The organism is Streptomyces sp. NPDC060000, from assembly GCF_042737375.1.
GTDB lineage: Bacteria > Actinomycetota > Actinomycetes > Streptomycetales > Streptomycetaceae > Streptomyces.
This window is the reverse complement of the sequence record NZ_JBHWUU010000003.1, coordinates 20914-38881: the sequence shown is the minus strand read 5'-3', so window position 1 is coordinate 38881 and position 17968 is coordinate 20914. Positions and strand designations below refer to the sequence as shown.

General features: G+C 71.9%; 15 protein-coding genes and 2 tRNA genes. 8 read left to right on the top strand and 9 right to left on the bottom strand.

The features are described from left to right. The first annotated feature begins 34 nt into the window (after positions 1-34). The 5 genes from ACFWBB_RS03010 to ACFWBB_RS02990 all read left to right on the top strand — a co-directional run bounded on the left by ACFWBB_RS03010 (position 35) and on the right by ACFWBB_RS02990 (position 5498). Positions 35-1165: an OB-fold domain-containing protein gene (locus ACFWBB_RS03010; RefSeq protein ID WP_385266138.1), complete on the top strand. Its 1131-nt coding sequence runs from the start codon at positions 35-37 to the stop codon at positions 1163-1165. Continuing rightward, positions 1162-1584, top strand: coding sequence for a MaoC family dehydratase (locus ACFWBB_RS03005; protein ID WP_385266135.1), 423 nt, complete (start codon positions 1162-1164; stop codon positions 1582-1584). The genes ACFWBB_RS03010 and ACFWBB_RS03005 overlap by 4 nt, the downstream gene beginning before the upstream one ends. After that, positions 1581-2750, top strand: a complete 1170-nt coding sequence (locus ACFWBB_RS03000) for a lipid-transfer protein (RefSeq protein WP_385266132.1) — start codon at positions 1581-1583, stop codon at positions 2748-2750. Before ACFWBB_RS03005 ends, ACFWBB_RS03000 begins: the two co-directional genes overlap by 4 nt. Before the next feature lie 160 nt (positions 2751-2910). Next, on the top strand, positions 2911-3489 hold the full coding sequence (locus ACFWBB_RS02995; RefSeq protein WP_385266130.1) for a SigE family RNA polymerase sigma factor: 579 nt from the start codon (positions 2911-2913) through the stop codon (positions 3487-3489). A 353-nt stretch (positions 3490-3842) separates the two neighbouring features. Further along, the gene (locus ACFWBB_RS02990; protein WP_385266127.1) at positions 3843-5498 is read left to right on the top strand and encodes a long-chain fatty acid--CoA ligase; all 1656 of its coding nucleotides are present in this window, start codon (positions 3843-3845) and stop codon (positions 5496-5498) included. 319 nt (positions 5499-5817) lie between these two features. Here ACFWBB_RS02990 and ACFWBB_RS02985 read toward each other — a convergent pair whose 3' ends face one another. Further along, positions 5818-7134: an MFS transporter gene (locus ACFWBB_RS02985; protein ID WP_385266125.1), complete on the bottom strand. Its 1317-nt coding sequence runs from the start codon at positions 7132-7134 to the stop codon at positions 5818-5820. Positions 7135-7278: 144 nt separating this feature from the next. On the opposite strand from ACFWBB_RS02985, the gene ACFWBB_RS02980 reads away from it, so the two are divergent. Continuing rightward, positions 7279-7860: a TetR family transcriptional regulator gene (locus ACFWBB_RS02980; RefSeq protein ID WP_385266123.1), complete on the top strand. Its 582-nt coding sequence runs from the start codon at positions 7279-7281 to the stop codon at positions 7858-7860. A gap of 114 nt (positions 7861-7974) precedes the next feature. Here ACFWBB_RS02980 and ACFWBB_RS02975 read toward each other — a convergent pair whose 3' ends face one another. Together ACFWBB_RS02975 and ACFWBB_RS02970 are read right to left on the bottom strand one after the other, a co-directional pair. Further along, positions 7975-12762 carry a PAS domain-containing protein gene (locus tag ACFWBB_RS02975; protein WP_385266120.1) on the bottom strand — a complete coding sequence of 1596 codons (4788 nt, stop codon included), beginning with the start codon at positions 12760-12762 and terminating at the stop codon, positions 7975-7977. Between the two features lie 412 nt (positions 12763-13174). Continuing rightward, entirely contained in the window at positions 13175-13762 is a 588-nt protein-coding gene (locus tag ACFWBB_RS02970; RefSeq protein WP_385266118.1) for an SSI family serine proteinase inhibitor, read from the bottom strand. A 157-nt stretch (positions 13763-13919) separates the two neighbouring features. Here ACFWBB_RS02970 and ACFWBB_RS02965 point away from each other — a divergent pair. Together ACFWBB_RS02965 and ACFWBB_RS02960 are read left to right on the top strand one after the other, a co-directional pair. Then, positions 13920-14010 (top strand) — tRNA-Ser (locus tag ACFWBB_RS02965). Between the two features lie 216 nt (positions 14011-14226). Beyond that, a tRNA-Arg gene (locus ACFWBB_RS02960) sits at positions 14227-14299 on the top strand. Between the two features lie 94 nt (positions 14300-14393). On the opposite strand, the gene xerC is transcribed toward ACFWBB_RS02960, so the two are convergent. From xerC to ACFWBB_RS02930, 6 genes are all read right to left on the bottom strand, one after another. After that, positions 14394-15635, bottom strand: a complete 1242-nt coding sequence (gene xerC, locus ACFWBB_RS02955) for a tyrosine recombinase XerC (RefSeq protein ID WP_385266115.1) — start codon at positions 15633-15635, stop codon at positions 14394-14396. Further along, complete coding sequence (locus tag ACFWBB_RS02950) at positions 15623-15829, bottom strand: helix-turn-helix domain-containing protein (protein WP_385266112.1); 207 nt, start codon at positions 15827-15829, stop codon at positions 15623-15625. The genes xerC and ACFWBB_RS02950 overlap by 13 nt, the downstream gene beginning before the upstream one ends. Further along, the gene (locus ACFWBB_RS02945) at positions 15826-17175 is read right to left on the bottom strand and encodes a replication initiator (RefSeq protein WP_385266110.1); all 1350 of its coding nucleotides are present in this window, start codon (positions 17173-17175) and stop codon (positions 15826-15828) included. Before ACFWBB_RS02945 ends, ACFWBB_RS02950 begins: the two co-directional genes overlap by 4 nt. A 101-nt stretch (positions 17176-17276) precedes the next feature. Further along, entirely contained in the window at positions 17277-17591 is a 315-nt protein-coding gene (locus ACFWBB_RS02940; protein ID WP_385266107.1) for a SpdD protein, read from the bottom strand. A gap of 20 nt (positions 17592-17611) precedes the next feature. Then, the gene (locus ACFWBB_RS02935) at positions 17612-17767 is read right to left on the bottom strand and encodes a hypothetical protein (RefSeq protein ID WP_167467581.1); all 156 of its coding nucleotides are present in this window, start codon (positions 17765-17767) and stop codon (positions 17612-17614) included. Between the two features lie 15 nt (positions 17768-17782). Then, entirely contained in the window at positions 17783-17962 is a 180-nt protein-coding gene (locus ACFWBB_RS02930; RefSeq protein ID WP_030795965.1) for a mobile element transfer protein, read from the bottom strand. Positions 17963-17968 lie beyond the last annotated feature (6 nt).

Below are 17968 nucleotides of genomic sequence, written 5' to 3'. Positions count from 1 at the left end.
CGGCTCCCGTACCGGTCCTGGAAGGAGTACGGCCGTGGACGACGAGCTCCACGCGCGGCTCAAGGCCTACGAGGGCCGTCCCGCGGCGGTCTCCGGCGTCGGCCGGGACCCTGTCAACGCGCCCATGATCCGGCACTGGTGCGAGGCGATGGGCGACCGGAACCCCGCGTACACCGGCCCCGGCGCCATCGCCCCGCCCACCATGCTCCAGGCGTGGATCATGGGAGGCCTCGGTGGCCATGAGGGGCGCGCGCAGGCCTATGACGAGCTGCTATCCCTCCTCGACGGGGCCGGCTGCACCTCGGTCGTGGCCACCGACTGCGAGCAGGAGTACGTGCGTCCGCTGCGGCCGGGTGACGAGGTCGCCTTCGACACGGTGATCGAGTCGGTCTCGCAGCGGAAGAGGACGAAGCTGGGCACCGGGTACTTCGTCACGACCCGGACGGACATACGCGTGGGTGAGGCGCTGGTCGGCACCCACCGGTTCCGCATCCTCAAGTACGCGCCGAGCGGACGGGGACGGAAGGCGCCGCAGCAACAACCACGATCCCAAGAGGCGAAGGACCCGACGCAGTCCGAGCGGCCGCCCGAGCAGCCCACGCAGTCCGAGCGGCCGCCCGAGCAGCCCAGGCGGCCTGAGCCGTCCGAGCCGTCCGAGCAGCCCGAGCGGTCCGCGCGGCCCAAGCAGTCCGCGCAGCGCAAGCAGCCCCAGGAAGAGAAGGCGTCGGAGCGGCGGCCGCGACCTGTCGTCAACCGGGACAACGCCGGGTTCTGGGACGGGGTGCGGCTGCATCGCCTGCTCATCCAGCGCTGCACCGCCTGCGACACCCTCCGCTTCCCCTGGCTCCCCGGCTGCAACGCCTGCGGATCGGCGGAGTGGGACACCGTCGAGGCGGCCGGGGAGGGCACGGTGTTCTCGTACGTCGTGATGCACCACCCGTCCTTCCCGGCCTTCTCCCCGCCCTACGCGATCGGGCTGATCGAACTCGCCGAGGGCGTCCGCATCGTCAGCAACGTGGTCGACGTGCCCTACGACAAGGTGCGGATCGGCATGCCGGTGGAGCTGGAGTTCCGGGCCTACGGCGACGGGGACGAAGTGGATGAAGGGGGCGATGAGTTGGTGCTGCCTGTTTTCCGGCTCCGTTCGACGGAGGTGGCCGTGTGAAGCCCGGTGACGAGCTGCCGCCGCTGGAGATCGGGATCACCCGGACCCTGATCGTCGCCGGCGCCCTCGCCTCACGTGACTACCAGGACGTCCACCACGACCCCGAACTGGCCCGGCGCAAGGGGTCCCCCGACATCTTCATGAACATCCTCACCACCAACGGTCTGGTCGGGCGCTACCTCACCGACCACTTCGGCCCGACGGCCGTGCTCCGCAAGGTCGCCATCCGGCTCGGGGCACCCAACTACCCAGGGGACACGTTGGTGTTGAGGGGCAGGGTCGAGGAGGTGGACGGAGACACGGCCGTGGTGCGGGTCACCGGGGACAACGGAGTCGGCAGGCATGTCTCCGGGACGGCGACGCTCACCGTCCCGCCGGAGGGCGCCCCGCCCACCGTCCCGCCGGGAGGCGCCGGGTGAGCGTACGGACGCGGGACTCTCTCGGCGGCCGGGCCGCGATCGTCGGTGTCGGGGCCACGGAGTTCTCCAAGGACTCTGGGCGCAGCGAACTGCGGCTGGCGGCGGAGTCGGTGCGGGCGGCCCTCGCCGACGCGGGGCTCACGGCCGCCGACGTGGACGGGCTGGTGACGTTCACGATGGACACCAGTCCGGAGATCACCGTGGCGCAGGCCTGCGGCATGGGTGAGCTGTCCTTCTTCTCCCGGGTCCACTACGGCGGCGGGGCGGCCTGTGCGACCGTGCAGCAGGCGGCGCTCGCCGTCGCGGCCGGTGTGGCCGAGGTCGTCGTCTGCTACCGCGCCTTCAACGAGCGGTCCGGGCGCCGCTTCGGCTCGGGTGTGCGGCACCGCGAGCCGTCGGCGGAGGGCACGGCGCTCGGCTGGACGTTGCCGTTCGGGCTGCTCACCCCGGCCTCCTGGGTGGCGATGGCGGCGCAGCGGTACCTGTATGTGTACGGGCTGACCCCGGAGGAGGCCTTCGGGCCGGTCGCCGTCACGGCTCGTCGGCACGCGGCGACGAACCCGGCGGCGTACTTCCACAACCGCCCGATCACCCTCGCCGACCACGCGGCCTCCCGCTGGATCGCCGAGCCGCTCAGGCTGCTGGACTGCTGCCAGGAGACGGACGGCGGCCAGGCGCTGGTCGTCACCTCGGTGGAGCGGGCCCGGGATCTGCCGCATCCGCCCGCCGTGGTCACCGCGGCCGCCCAGGGCGCGGGCCGGGCCCAGGAGCAGATGACCAGCTTCTACCGCGACGACCTGACGGGCCTGCCGGAGATGTCCGTGGTCGCCCGCCAGCTGTGGCGCAGCTCCGGGCTGGCGCCGGCCGACATCGACGTGGGGATCCTGTACGACCACTTCACGCCGTTCGTGCTGATGCAGCTGGAGGAGTTCGGCTTCTGCGCCCCCGGCGAGGCCGCGGCCTTCGTCGCGGCGGACCGGCTGCCGCTGAACACCCACGGTGGCCAGCTCGGGGAGGCCTACCTCCATGGGATGAACGGGGTGGCCGAAGCCGTACGGCAGCTGCGCGGCACGTCCGTGAACCAGGTCCGGGGGGCCGCCCGCGTGCTGGTGACGGCGGGTACGGGGGTGCCGACGTCGGGCCTGGTCCTCACCTCGGACGGATGAGCGCCCGGGATGACTGCCCAGGGGTCATCCCGTAGTAGTCGCCGTCTCCTCGTCCACCTTCAGGAGGTGGGGCGGGCACCATCCCTACAACCTGAGAGGGACTCGGCTTCGGGACCTGCGGCCGATCCGCCCGAGCGGGCCGCGAACCTAGCGTGGAGCCATGACCACACCCGTCTGCACCAGTGCCTCGAACGGAATGACGCGGCCTTCTCGGTACTCGACGCACCCGACGTGCTCGACGCACCCGACGTACCCGTCCTTCGCGTCGTACGTCAGTGCCCGTCAGCCGGCGCTGCTGCGCACCGCACGGTCGCTGACGGCGAACCCCAGCGACGCGGAGGACCTGCTGCAGACCGCGCTCACCAAGACCTACGTCGCGTGGGAGCGGATCGAGGACCGCCGGGCGCTCGACGGTTATGTCCGCCGGGCCCTGCTGAACACCCGTACGTCGCAGTGGCGCAAGCGCAAGGTCGACGAGTTCGTGTGCGACGAGCTGCCGGAGCCTGCCGCCGCCGCGGACGACCCGGCGGAGCGGCAGGCGCTGCACGACGCCATGTGGCGGGCGATCATGAAGCTGCCTGTCCGGCAGCGGGCGATGGTCGTCCTCAGGTATTACGAGGACCTCAGTGAGGTCCAGACGGCCGAGGTGCTCGGTGTCTCGGTGGGTACGGTGAAGTCGGCGGTGTCGCGGGCCCTCGGCAAACTGCGCGAGGACCCTGAGCTGGTGCTGGTCCGCTGACGCGGCACGATGCCCCGATCCGCGCAGCGACGTGACCGTGACCGGGACCGTGAGTCCTGATCCGGGCCAGGGCGTGACCGGGAGCGCGATGAGCACTGACCCGGGCTGGGGCGTACCCCGGCTGGGATGCGATCCGGGCCGGGATGCGATGTGGGCTGGGACGTGTTCGGGCTGGAAGGCGATCGGGGCTGGAGGGCGGTCCGGGCTGGAGGGCGGTCCGGGCTGGAGGGCGGTCCGGGGTGGGACGTGACCTGATCGATCGCCGCCCCCTAGTGACATACCGCGCGGTATGTGCGCAGAATCAGCTCATCCGTTACCACCGCGTAGGCAATGTCGCCGCCCAGGAGGACGCCGTGCTGAGCACCATGCAGGACGTACCGCTGACCGTCACCCGCATCCTCGAGCACGGCGTGCTGGTGCACGGGCGGTCCCGGATCACCACCTGGACGGGCGAGGGCGAGCCGCAGCGGCGCAGCTTCGCCGAGGCGGGCACCCGGGCCGTGCAGCTGGCGAACGCCCTGCGCGACGAGCTCGGCGTCCGCGGCGACGACCGGGTGGCCACGCTGATGTGGAACAACGCCGAGCATGTCGAGGCGTACTTCGCGATTCCCTCCATGGGCGCGGTGCTGCACACCCTCAACCTGCGCCTTCCGGCCGAGCAGCTGGTGTGGATCGTCAACCACGCCGCCGACAAGGTCGTCATAGTCAACGGATCGCTGCTCCCGCTGCTCGCGCCCCTGCTGCCGAAGCTGCCCACGGTCGAGCACGTCGTGGTCTCGGGTCCGGGCGACCGCTCGCTCCTCGACGGCGCCCACGCGCGCGTGCACGAGTACGAGGAGCTGATCGGGGACAAGCCGACGACCTTCGACTGGCCCGAGCTGGACGAACGCCAGGCCGCCGCCATGTGTTACACCTCCGGGACGACGGGCGACCCCAAGGGCGTGGTCTACAGCCACCGTTCGATCTACCTGCACTCCATGCAGGTCAACATGGCCGAGTCGATGGGCCTGACCGACCGGGACACCTCGCTCGTCGTCGTCCCGCAGTTCCACGTCAACGCCTGGGGCCTGCCGCACGCCACGTTCATGACCGGCATCAACATGCTGATGCCGGACCGCTTCCTGCAACCCGCGCCCCTCGCCGAGATGATCGAGAGCGAGAAGCCGACGCACGCGGCCGCCGTCCCCACCATCTGGCAGGGCCTGCTGGCCGAGCTCACCGCCAAGCCGCGTGACGTCTCCTCGCTCACCCAGGTCACCATCGGCGGATCGGCCTGTCCGCCCTCCCTCATGACCGCGTTCGACGAGCTGGGCATGCGGGTCTGCCACGCCTGGGGCATGACGGAGACCTCCCCGCTCGGGACCATCGCCCGGCCGCCGGCCCACGCGATCGGTACCGACGAGGAACTCGGCTACCGCCTCACCCAGGGCCGCTTCCCGGCCGGCGTCGAGGGCCGCCTCACCGGTCCCGGCGGCGAACGCCTCCCCTGGGACGGCGAGTCCGCCGGCGAGCTGGAGGTGCGCGGCGGGTGGATCGCCGGCGCCTACTACAACGGCCCGGACGCCGAACCCCTGCGCCCCGCCGACAAGTTCAGCGCGGACGGCTGGCTGAAGACGGGCGACGTCGGCACCATCTCCCCCGACGGCTTCCTCACGCTCACCGACCGGGCCAAGGACGTCATCAAGTCCGGCGGCGAGTGGATCTCGTCGGTGGACCTGGAGAACGCGCTGATGTCCCACCCCGATGTCGCCGAGGCCGCCGTCGTCGCCGTCCCGGACGACAAGTGGGGGGAGCGTCCGCTGGCCACGGTAGTCCTCAAGGAGGGTGCCACCACCGACTTCGAGTCGCTGCGCGCCTTCCTCGCCGCCGAGGGCCAGATCGCCAAGTGGCAGCTCCCGGAGCGCTGGACGGTCATCGAGTCGGTGCCGAAGACGAGCGTGGGCAAGTTCGATAAAAAGGTGCTGCGCAGGCAGTACGCGGAAGGGGAGCTGGACGTCACCCGGCTCTGAGGAACGCTGCCGCTCCCGCTCCCGCTACAGCTACCGCCGGGGCCGGCGGACGGCGCGACCGTTCACGTGCGTACGACGGGCAGGGCACCTCGCGGCCCCTGCCCGTCGTACGCCTCGTCTTCCCGGGCCATAGGCCTGGTCGTAGCCGCCGTCGTACGCCGTCATCCCGGGTTGTGGGCCGCCCCGCCGTACGCGGTCGTCACGGTCGTAGGCCGCCGCCGTACGTCGTCGTCACCGTCGTGACCCGCCGTACGTCGTCGTCAGCGTCGTAACCCGGCGTACGTCGTCGGCACCGTCGTAACCCCGCCGTACGTCGTCGTCAGCGTCGTACGGCCGTAGTCGTCCATCCGAGGGCCAGCCACGTGCCCGCCACCGCGACGACGCCTCCCCAGCCGAAGTGGGTGAAGGCGAGGCCGGCCAGGGCCGAGGCGGTGGCGCCGCCGGCGAAGCCCGCGACGACGTAGGCGCTGTTGGCGGTGGCCGGGGCGGAGGTGGTCGTCAGGGCGAGGGTCTGGTTGGCGACGTGGGAGGCGACCAGAGCCGCGTGGATCACGGTCGCGGCCACGAAGAGCGCCACGAGCACCTGCCCGCCCAGCCAGAACAGCGGGACCGAGACAGCGGCGAGAAGGTACGCGTTGCGTACGACCTTCGCGGCGCCGAAGCGGTCGACCAGGCCGCCCGCCAGCGGTGCGACCACGCTGGCGGCCAGTCCGAAGAGGCCGAAGAGGCCGGCGGTCGCGGTCGACAGGCCGAAGGGCTCCTCGCCCGTCAGCAGCAGGGCCAAAGAGGTCCACAGGGCGCTCCAGGCGCCGTACATCCCGGCCTGCCGCACGCAGGCCCGCCACAGGTCGGGTGAGCGCCGCACCAGGTCCGGCATCGCGGTGAGACCGGCGAACAGGTGGCCCTCGCGGGGGCGGTGGCGTTCGACGGGGAGGGCCGCTGCCGTCAGCAGGCCCAGGACCGTGGTGAGGACGGCCGCGCCCACGAACACCGCACGCCAGCCGAAGGCCTGCCCGGCCAGTCCGCCGAGGACGCGGGCCGCGACGATGCCGGTGAACAGCCCGGCGATGACGGCGGCCACCTGCCGGGCGCGCCGGTCGGCGGGGGCGCGCTCGGCGACCAGCGGCACCAGGAGCTGCGGGACGACGGTCGCGGCCGAGGAGACGAGCACCGCGGCCGCGAGGGCGGCGGTCCCGGCGGCCGTGGCGCCGGCGAGCAGGGCCGCCGCGGTGACCAGGGAGAGGACGGCGACCAGCCGTCGCCGGTTCACGCGGTCGCCGAGCGGAGCGAAGAAGAGCAGGCCGGCCGCGTAGCCGAACTGCGCGACCGAGGCGATCCAGGCCACGGCCGAGGGCGTCGAGCCGAAGTCGTGGGCGATGAGGGGGAGCAGCGGGGCCGCGAGGTAGATGTTGGCGGCCGTGACGGCGGTGCAGAGAGCGATGAGGACGAGGAGAAGGTCGTTGCGGCGGACCGACGCGGCCGCCGAGGGGACACGCACATCGCGGGCATCCCTGGCATCCCTGGCGTCCCTGGCGTCCCGGGCGTCCCGGGCGTCCCGGTCATCCCGTGCTTCGGAGGCTCTGCGTGCTTCGTGGGTTTCGTGGGCTTTGTGCGGTTCTGTGACTTCGGACGGCATGGCGGCGGTGCTCCTTCGACCGGCTCTGACATCTGGCTATCCGGCAACTAACCAGTTGGTTGGAACGGAGGGAGAACAGTCTGGGGTGAACGCGAATTCCCTGTCAACCAACTGGTTGGTTACGTCTCTCGCTACGATGTCCCCATGGCAACCACCAGGGATCCCGAGGCCACCCGCGCCCGGATCTTCGACGCCGCCGTCACGGAGTTCGCGCGCTACGGCATCGCGGGCGCCCGTATCGACCGCATCGCCGCCGAGGCCAAGGCGAACAAACAGCTCATCTACGCCTACTTCGGCAACAAGGCCGAGCTGTTCTCCCAGGTCCTCGGCCGCCGCATGGTGGACCTCGCCGCCGCCGTCCCCGTCGACCCGGACGACATCGAGGGCTGGCTCGACCGCCTGATGGACTACCACGCCGCCCACCCCGAGCTGCTGCGCCTCCTGCACTGGGAGGGCATCGAGTACGGCCGCGGTGAACTGCCCGACGAGGCGGAACGCCAGGAGCACTACGCGCTCAAGGTCGCCGCCATGCAGGACGGCCAGGACCGGGGAGTGATCTCCGACGCGATCCCGGCCCGCGACCTCTTCTTCCTGCTGATCGCGATGGCCAACTGGGCCGCCTTCGTTCCCCAGATGAGCCGCATCCTGGCGGGCTCCGAGGACACCGACCGCGACCGCCTGCGCACCTCCATCAAGGAGGCGGCACGGCGGCTGGTCGCCCCGTAGCGGCGGCGCACGAATCCGCCGTGGCGGCGCTCCAGGGATCGGCCGTGGCGATCGGCCGGAACGCCGGCCTACGGATAGGCCGTGGCGGGTCCCCAGATCTGGTTGGGCCGACCCCTAGTTGGTGCCGATCCGGGCGAGCAGATCCACGATCCGGCTCTGCACCTCCGCGCTCGTCGACCGCTCGGCGAGGAAGAGGACCGTCTCCCCCGACGCCAGCCGCGGCAAATCCGCCTGATCCACGGCGGCCGTGTAGACGACCAGGGGGGTGCGGTTGAGCTGGCCGTTCGCCCGCAGCCAGTCCAGGATGCCGGACTGGTGGCGGTGCACCTGCATCAGGTCCATCACGACCAGGTTCGGCCGCAGCTGCCCGGCGAGCGTGACGGCGTCCGCGTCGCTCGCCGCCCGCGCCACCTGCATCCCGCGCCGCTCCAGCGTCGAGGTCAGGGCGAGGGCGATCTCGGCGTGCTCCTCGATGAGCAGCACCCGCGGCGGATGCTGCTCGCTGTCGCGCGGCGCGAGCGCCTTCAGCAGGACGGCGGGGTCGGCGCCGTACGCCGCCTCGCGCGTCGCCTGCCCGAGTCCGGCAGTGACCAGCACCGGGACCTCGGCGGCCACCGCGGCCGTCCGCAGCGACTGCAACGCGGTACGGGTGATCGGCCCGGTCAGCGGGTCCACGAACAGCGCGGCCGGGAAGGCGGCGATCTGCGCGTCGACCTCCTCGCGCGAGTGCACGATCACCGGCCGGTAGCCGCGGTCACTGAGCGCCTGCTGCGTATGGACGTCCGGCGCCGGCCACACCAGCAGACGGCGTGGGTTGTCCAGCGGCTCCGGCGGCAGTTCGTCGTCCAGCGGCTGCGGCCGCGGGGGATCCGCGACCTCGACGGCCCCACCGGGACCGTCCAGCGGCTCCGGCCCCTCGGCGGCGTTCTCGTCCGGGGCCCCTATGGCGTACGACCGTCCGGCCCCCTCGGTCCCCGGCCCACCGGGCACGAGCCGTGACTGACCCGCGAGGGAGGGATGCGGTACGGGCGTCGGCGCAGGTGCGGGCACTGGCGCGGGTGCCGTACCGGGCGGCGGTGCCGGTGCCGCGACGGGCTGTGCCGCCGGCGGGGCCTGCGGTACGACGGGCTGCTCGGCCGACGGGTGCGGGCGTGACGTCTGCTCCGGGCGCGTCGTCGGGTCGGGCGGAGTACCCAGCTTGCGACGCCGCCCGGAACCACCGGGGGCGTGTGGGGCGGGAGTGGCCGAGGACTGCGCCAACGGCAGCCCCGGCTGCGACTGACGCGCACCTTGAGCGTGCTGAGCCAGCTGAGCCTGCTGAGCCAGCTGAGCCTGCTGAGCCAACTGAGCCTGCTGTGCCAGCTGTGCCTGCTGGAGTTGTAGTGCTTGCTGGGCTTGCGGGGCCTGCTGTGCTTGCTGCACCTGCGCGGCCTGCCGGGTGAAGGGCACGCCCTGGCCCAGGGTGCGGACACTGATCGCCCGGCCCTGCGTCGAGTTGGGATCCATGGGCTGACCCGCCACGGACTCGGCGGGCAACGGCTGCGCCACCCGCGGCTGCCCGACGGCGGCCTCGGGCGGAAGCGGCGTGCCTCCGCCGGGCGTTGTCGCCGCCGGTGCGGGCTGCGGGGGCGCCTGGGCCGGAGCCGCTTCGGCCGGGAGCGGCTGACCCTGCCCGGACGCGTTCGGTACGGCGGCACTGCCCGGGTGGGCCCCGGAGGCCGCCGCGGGCTGCGCCGGCAGACCGGGGGCCGCTTGGCCGGGGGCCACCTGCGCGGGGATGGGCTGCCCCGCGATGGGCTGCCCGGGCACCGGCTGCCCCGGGACGGGCACGGGGGCGGGTGCGCCGCCCTGCATGGGTACCGGCTGGCCACCACTGCCTTGCGGCTGTGCTTGCGACTGGAGCTGGGGCTGGTGCTGGACCTGGGCCGGTACGGCGGCCTCCGCGGGCTGAGCGACAGCCCGTCGACGGCGACCCGTGGGCGCGGTCGTGGGGTGCGGCTGGGGCGGAGTGTGGTCGTCGGCCTGGTCGTGCGGGACGGCGTCGTGTCGTCCGTGGTCGATCGCGGAATCCTCGGCGAAACCCTGAGCCTGAGCCTGAGCCTGAACTTGCGCCTGCGCCTGAACGGGCGGCTGGGCCTGAACCTGCGCCTGAACGGGCGGCTGACCTTGCGCGGGCACCTGGGCCCGCGCGGGAATCGGAGCCTGCGCAGGCATCTGAACCGCTCCCGGAGCCGGAGCCGGAATCGATCCTGGAGCCGGAATCGGACCCGGAGCCTGCATCGAAGCCGGAGCCGGAGCCGGAACCGCCCCCGGAACCGCACCGGGAAGCGACCCCGGAACCGAACCGGGAAGCGGAATCGGTCCCACTGCCCGGGCCTGCTCGGCAGCACTCGTGCCGACGGGACCGTCCGTCACCCGGTCCGCCTCCGCGGGCGGCAGGGCGAACACCGCACGGGGGCCCGCCTCCTGCGCGGCGGCGCGCTCGTTCGCGGCGGCCAGGGCACGCCGTCGGCGCCCCGTCGGCTGCCCGTCCTCAGCCCCGGACTCTGTCCCCGAACCCGGATTCGCTCCCGCAGCGTTCCCTGTTCCCGTCGCCGGGGCCGCGGCCGGTGCGCCCGGGAGCGCCGGCAGGGCGGGAGACAACGCGTTCTGGGGCTGCTGGCCGGCCGGAGCATGCAGGGCGGCAGCCCGCCGTCCGTCCGGTGCCGGTACGCCCTGCGGCGGAACGGTGCCGCCAAGTCCCGTACCGGAGGCCGCGGTCCCCGCCGCGTGCTCGGCGGCGGTGACGACGGCACCCTCGCTCACTCCCGCGTCGGCTCCGGTGGCCGTCCCCGCGTCGGCCCCGAAGACGGCGACCTCGGCCGACCGCCCACGGCGCCGCCCGGTACCGCCGGAGCCCTCCGCACCCTCGGAACTCTCGTAGCCCTCGTAACTCTCCGCCTCGCCCGCGGCGGGCGACACCTCACCCGGCATCTCGTCCGCCGCCGCGCCCGCGGCCCGCCTGCGCCGCCGTCCGGTCGGAACCGCGGCCTCCGCGTCGGTGCCGCCCTCGGCGCCCGGGCCGTCGCTCTCCAGGAAGGCGTCCACGGAGGACCGCCGGGCCCGCCGACGCCCACCGGCGCCGTACTCGCCCGGGACTTCTTCCGCCGTCGGAACCGCCGAAGCCGCCGAAGCCGCGTCCGTACCGGCCGAGAGGGCGGGCAGAGCGGAGGCAGCCGGAGCAGCCACGGCCCCCGCGCCGCCGCCCAGCGGCACTTCGAGCACGTACGCGCTGCCGCTCATGCCCGGCACCTCGTGCGTCTGCAGCACACCGCCGTGCGCCCGCACGATCCCCCGCACGATCGGTTCGTGCACGGGGTCGCCGCCCGCGTACGGCCCGCGCACCTCGATGCGTACGACCTCGCCGCGCTGGGCGGCCGCCACGACGACCGTGTTGTCCATGTAACCGCCCGCCGAGACGGGTGCGTTGCCGGTGGCGTCGACGCCCGCGACGTCGGCGACGAGGTGCGCGAGCGCGGTCGCGAGGAGTCGTGCGTCGACCTCGGCCTCGATGGGCGGCGCGTGCACGGCGAACTGCACCCGCCCCGGCCCGATGAGCTCGACGGCACCGTCGACCCCGGCGGCGACGACGGCGTCGAGCATCACCTTGGTCCGGGTGATGACCTCCGAACCGGTGTCGAGCCGCTGGTAGCCGAGGACGTTGTCGATGAGCGTGGTGATCCGCGAGTAGCCGGCCGACAGGTGATGGAGCACCTGGTTGGCCTCGGGCCAGAGCTGACCGGCGTCGTCCGCGGCGAGCGTGGCCAGTTCGCGGCGCAGTTCGTCCAGAGGGCCGCGCAGGGAGCCCCCGAGCAGGGTGAGCAGCTGCTCGTGCCGCCCGGCGAGCGCCTCGAAGCGGTCCTTCTCCCGTTCCGCGAGCGCGGCGTAGCGCTCCTCGCGGGCCGCGAGTTCCTCCTCGTGCCGCTCGCGCAGCCCCTCGAGCTCGGTGACGTGCTGCTGGCGCAGCGCGGTGAGGTCGGAGGCGTGCTCCTCGGAGAGTTTCTCCAACTCCTCCGTGTGCCGCTTCTCGACGCCGTCCTTCTCCTCGGCGAGGGCGTCGAAGGGCCGCCGGTCGGTGAAGGTCATGACGGCGCCGACGAGCTGATCGCCGTCGCGCACGGGTGCGGTCGTCAGATCGACGGCGACCCTGTCCCCGCTCTTGGACCACAGCACCTGCCCGCGCACCCGGTGCTTGCGCCCGGAGCGCAGGGTGTCGGCGAGCGGCGACTCGTCGTACGGGAAGGGCGAGCCGTCGGCGCGCGAGTGCAGCACGAGGGTGTGCAGTTCCTTGGCGCCGAGATCACTGGCCCGATATCCCAGTATCTGGGCGGCGGCCGGATTGACGAGGACGATCCGCCCGTCGGTGTCGGTGCCCACGACGCCCTCGGACGCGGCCCTGAGGATCATCTCGGTCTGCCGCTGCGACCGCGCCAGCTCGGCCTCGGTGTCGACGGTGCCGGACAGGTCGCGTACGACGAGCATCAGCAGTTCGTCGGAGGCGGAGGAATAGCCGTAGCCGTCGTAGGCCTGCTGGCCGTTCTCGAGGTTGGCGCTGGTGACCTCGACCGGGAACTCGCTGCCGTCGGTGCGGCGCGCGACCATCCGGGTGGGCTTGGTCCGGCCGCGCGGGTCCATGTGATCGGGCCGCCGCATGGACCCCGGGATGAGCTTGGAGTCGAACTGCGGCAGCAGATCGAGCAGCCCCCGCCCCACCAGAGCGGTACCCGGCGTCTCGAAGGCCTCGAGCGCGATGGTGTTCGCGTTGACGACGGTCCCGTTGGCGTTGACCAGCACCAACGCATCGGGAAGCGCGTCGAGTATGGCTGCGAGGCGAGCAGCGCCTCGGGATGGCCTGCTGCTCACGAGTCGCTTCCTCCCTGTTACCGCACCTTGCCGACCGTTCGGGCCATCTTGCCAACCGGCCCGCACCGTGTCACGCGAGGGAGTCTAAGGGCTGGGATCCCGTCGGCGGCGCCGGATGAGAGGGAGCTCGCACGACGAAGTGACACAGAACGTATGTCCTCACCTGTCGTGGCCTGTCCCTGCGCGGGACGACCGGCTCCCGCGCCCCTCCCGCGACCTGCCCCGACTTCGCGGGACCTTCGCGCGACCTTTACGGAACCGGTGCTTCCGCCACGATCCCTCTGTACGCGCCCGACGGGGGCGGGGGCGGGGACGAGGGACGGCGGACGGGGGACGGGAACGGGGATGTGGACGGGGCCTGCCGGGGAAGCGGGCGCGGGATCGCGGAGCCGCGGGGTCGCGGGGTCGCGGGTCAGCGGGCGGTTGCCGCCGGACGCAGATCGGGCAGCAGCGGCACGAGCCGGTCCCACCGCTCGATCTCGCAGCCGTTGCTGCGGTCGTACGTCGCGTCGACCGGGTGCCCGGCCCAACGGCCCGTGACGTGGGCGGTGGCCGGTCCGCCGTACCGCATGGTGCAGACGCCGCCGCTGGGCGCGGGCGCGAAGGTGTCCGTGCCCCACCGGGTGTTGCGGTCCACCGCACGACAGGCGCCTCCCACGTCCGGGTGACTGCCTCGGCCAGGGTGGCAGTACACCTCGAACGTCCCGTCGGCCCGCCCACCGGCGTGCCGGACGGTGACCGTGAGGTGATCAGTGGAGACCTGGTCCTCCTCCCGGACCGGCGGAGGCGCCAGCGGGACACTTTCACCCAGCGGGGTGAGGACGGCGCCGGCGGTGACGGCAGTACGGGCACTGCCGTCACCGCTGTCACCGTCGGCACTGCCGGTGACGGCCGCCCCTGCGTACGCGACGACGGGCCCGGTGGCCCCCGAGGCGATCACGACGACGCAGGTGGCGGAGGCGGCGACGGCGAGCCGTCGGAGCGGGATGACCTGAAACATGACAGGACTAACGCCACACCCCGGACGACGTTGCGCCCCGACAAGCGCTTTGCCCTGCGACCCACCTGCCTAGTACCGTGGACGGCGATTGGTGACACGCCGCTCGACTGTGTCATCATCTGCACGCACCACTCGCACACACGCGAGCGGTTGTGCTGGAGGCGTCGCCTAGTCCGGTCTATGGCGCCGCACTGCTAATGCGGTTTGGGACTTCAATCCCATCGAGGGTTCAAATCCCTCCGCCTCCGCGTGATCACCGAAGCCCCGGTCCACCCGACCGGGGCTTCGTCGTTCCCCCGCCCCGCGACCAGGCCCCTCACAGGCCCTCAGAGAGGCGTTTTCGCAGCTCACAAGCGGTATGGCAAACGGATTTCACATGTCGGCGGCAGTCATGTAATGTTCTTCCTGTCGCCGCGAGCGGGCCGGAAGGGCCGAGAGCGAAGACAGAAAAACCGAATAAACAAGCACTCGTAGCTTAACGGATAGAGCATCTGACTACGGATCAGAAGGTTGCAGGTTCGAATCCTGCCGAGTGCACACAGGTCAAAGGCCCCGGAGAGATCCGGGGCCTTTGGCGTTTCCGTGCCGTACAGCAGCGAAGTACAGCAACGGTTGATGTCAGACGTTGATGTCAGCCCGTCGGGCCGCCGCCCATGGCTTCGGACAGCTTGCCGAGCGCGGCGCGCACCTCCTCCTCGCTCGCCTCCGCGTAGACCTCCATCGTCATGGCGATCTGTGAGTGCCGAAGGATGCGCTGTGCCACTTTCGGGTGGACCTTGAGCGCGACGAGGAGCGAGCTACACGTGTGCCGGGTGTTCCTCAGGGGGATCACACGGAGGCCGGCCCGTCGGGCCCGCAGTGCGAACATGCGCGTGAGGTTCCCCGGCTCGATGGGCGTCCCGTACTTCGTGGTGAAGACCAGGCCGCGGGTGTCCTGCCAGAGCTCCCCGGCCGCCTTCCGGTCTCCCGTCTGCTGGGCGTGCCGCATGCGGAGTGCCTTGAGGCAGAACGCTGGGAGCGGAAGGAAGTCGTCCGACTCCTCCGTCTTCGTCTCGCGGTGGAGGATCTGACGGCCCGCCCGCTGAATCTGGTGATCCACGTACAGCTCGCCCGCGTCGAAGTCGATCGACTTCCAGGTGAGCCCCAGTACTTCACCCCGACGCAGGCCGAGCGAGAGCACCAGGACCCAGGCGGCGAACAGAGGATCTTCCCGTGTGAGTGCGTCAGCGAGGAAGCGCCCCGCCTCGACCACGGACCACGGCTTGACGCGCTTACGGCGAGGCTTGGGGACCTTGACCAGAGAGGCCACGTTCTTGCTGATCTCCTCCTCGGTCACGGCGTGGGTGAGCGCGGCCCGCAGGGCGTCACGGGCGGCCTGGACGACCCGCCGGGACGGAAACGCCTCGCAGCACTCACCGACGGCACAGCAGCGCTGCCGTGGCTCGGGTCGCTTGGCGTCCTTACCCTGGGCGCAGCACTGGCAGATGCCAGCCAGCTTGGTCAGCCACTCGCGCACGTCCCGGACGGTCAGCTTGTCGAGCCGCTTCGAGCCCAGGTGCGGGGCGATGTAGAGCCGCACGGAACCCTCGTACGAGACGTAGGAGAGCGGCGCGAGGTTCGGCTTGACGATCGACTCCAGCCAGTAGGAGAGAAACGCCGCGACCGTGCGGTGACGGGTCTGGACAGGGCCCTTGGTCGCCTCACCGTGCAGCTTGATCCACTTCTCGTGAACCTCCTCACGGGTCTTGCCATAGACGTACTTCCGCTTGCGGTCGCCGTCCGGCGTGGTCACCCAGACGTACGCGGCGAAGCCGTTTTTGTAGACGTAGATCGATCCTTCGCCGTTGGCGCGCTTCCCGCTCATGCCGCCCACCCCTCGGCGTCGGTCGCGCAGCGGTTCACGTACTCGTCGACCCAGGCCGGGAGGACGCGCCGGTTGCGGCCGATCTTCACGGAGCGGATCTCGCCGCTCAGGATGAGCGCCTTTGTCTTGGAGAGGCCGAAGCCGAGCATTTCGGCGACCTCGGCCGTCGTGTGCCACTTCCGCTGAATCGTCACCGTGGTCACTTGGTGGCTTCTCCTTCGGGTTCGGGGGAGGGGGTTGGGCGTGAGGCGGCGAACAAGGCTTCTGCGGCGGTCAGGCCGGTGCCGGCGAAGCGCCAGTGCGAGAGGACGAGGACGGTGTCCGGGTCCGGGAGGGGGTGGCCGGCCAGGGCCGCGCGTTCGCGGGTGAGTGCCTCGTTGTGGTCGGCGCGTTCTTGGCGGAGGGCGCCGAGGGTGACGGAGTACGCGCGGGATTTCGTCGAGAAGTGGCCGCGGAAGCCGAGCATGTGGGCCCACTTGCGCAGCCGGAGTTCTTCGAGTTCGGGCAGTCCTCCGAGGTGCCAGCAGGTGAGGATCACGCGGCGGGCGTGGTCGGTGACGTCGGTGCCGATCAGGTCGGTGATGGGGTTGCGGATCGGGCGGTCGATGGTGCCCGTCGCGCTCTCCGCGCCCTTGGTGGCGTACTTGGCGATGTAGGCGGCGACCGCCCGGCTGCTCAGGTCGGTGGTTCCGGCGAAGTCGGCAGAGCGGATGGGGCGGATATCGAGCTGTTCGCCGAAGCGGAAGGTGTGGGCACGGCCGTCGAGGGTCGGGCCGGGGGTCTCGGCGAGCCGGGCGGCCGAGCGGATCGCGTCGGTGAGGAGTTCTGTCGTGGCCCAGACCGGCGGGGAGTCCTCGGCGCCTTCGGGGCCGTCGAGGCGGATCACGGCATGGAAGTGCACGGCTCCGCGCCGCTGGTACTCAGCGACCTTGGCGTACGAGAGCTTGAGGCAGTGGCGCAGTTCGGAGCGGGTGATGCCCGCGCGGGAGGCGATCTGTTGGCGTAGGTAGGTGGTGAACCTGGCCCACAGGGCACCGGCGTGCGCGTTCCAGAGGACGGCGTCGCGGTAGTCGTATCGCTCCGGGTTCAGCGGGGTGCCGAGGGCGGGGTCGTCGTCCGGGTGGAGGCGTCCGCAGCGGCAGCGACCGCCGCCGGGCCGGTTGTGGACGGGGCCGAAGGAGGGAGCGGTGAAGGTGGCGAAGACGCGGGGGTGTTGGGCGACGTCCGGGCCGATTCCCTTGCCGCCGCTCAGGCCTGCCGTGACGAGGTGGAACGTGTCCTTGCGGTAGACCTCGGCGCAGGCGGCGCAGCGGGTCGCGCGGCGGTTGTTGCAGCGGATGAGGAGCTGTCCGGCGGGAAGGTCGCGGTCGAAGATCTCGCGGACGATCTCGCCGGTCGCGGCGTGGACGTCGAGGCGGTGACCCTCCATCCGTACGGGCCGCTCGCAGCCGCCGAGGCGCTGAACCTGGTGTGCGTAGGTGCTGAGGTCGCTGTGCTGGGCGAGGGCCGCCAGTTGGCGGATGGCTCCGGTGGGAGCCTGGGGGCGCATGTGCGGGTTCCTCCTTGGAGGGACGGAAGTTCGGGACGTACACCCCGGCCTGCATAGGGGGCTAGACAGCGTGGGCAAGCCGAGATGCTGCGCAGATGAGGTCAGCGGTGGTCGCTCTTGAGGATCGAGCGGACGACGGCCGCGCAGACGGCCACGGAAGCGGCAGTGACGGCGACCGCCAGGAGCATGGAGACCAGGACGGCGCCGACGACCATGACCAGGGCTCCCCCACCGGCGGCGAGGGTGAGCATGCTGCCTGGGGTGAGTTGGACCGCCGGCCGGTTGGTGGCGGGGGCCGCCGGTACCGGTACCGGGACGTAGGCGGTGGGGTGGTAGACCGACGGGCTGTAGGTCACCGGGGGCGTGCTGGCGGGCATCGGGGCGGTGTCCGGGCGGGGGTACTTGGGGGTGAACACGGGGCGGTCCCTTCTGCGGATCAGTCGAGGAGGGTGGCGACGGCGGGGGCGAGAACGCTGTTGGCGACGAGGTAGCCGCCGAGGAGGAGCAGGGCGACCAGCCACCACGGCGGGCGGGCGAGCTGGATGCCGAGGACGGCGACGACGAGCACGGCGAACCAGAGCGGGACAGTCATGGCAGCGGTCTCCTGTCAGGCCTTGCAGCGGTGGGTGCGGGCGGCGAGTTCGGCGGCGGCGCGGCTGTCGTACTCGGTGGAGAAGTCGCAGCGGGGTGCGGTGCAGGCGGCGAGGTGGCGGTTGCGGCCGCGGGCGATGTACGAGGCGACCTGCACGGGGCCGATGCGGCGGACGTTGCGGAAGCGCGGGTTCACGGTGTC

Bases quoted from the DNA above. Each gene is read 5' to 3' on its own strand.
- ACFWBB_RS02935 (WP_167467581.1), bottom strand. From the start codon at position 17,767: ATGACTGTCCCGCTCTGGTTCGCCGTGCTCGTCGTCGCCGTCCTCGGC.
- ACFWBB_RS02985 (WP_385266125.1), bottom strand. From the start codon at position 7,134: ATGCCGTCCGAAGTCACAGAACCGCACAAAGCCCACGAAACCCACGAA.
- ACFWBB_RS02970 (WP_385266118.1), bottom strand. From the start codon at position 13,762: ATGTTTCAGGTCATCCCGCTCCGACGGCTCGCCGTCGCCGCCTCCGCC.
- ACFWBB_RS02980 (WP_385266123.1), top strand. From the start codon at position 7,279: ATGGCAACCACCAGGGATCCCGAGGCCACCCGCGCCCGGATCTTCGAC.
- ACFWBB_RS02995 (WP_385266130.1), top strand. From the start codon at position 2,911: ATGACCACACCCGTCTGCACCAGTGCCTCGAACGGAATGACGCGGCCT.
- ACFWBB_RS02945 (WP_385266110.1), bottom strand. From the start codon at position 17,175: ATGCGCCCCCAGGCTCCCACCGGAGCCATCCGCCAACTGGCGGCCCTC.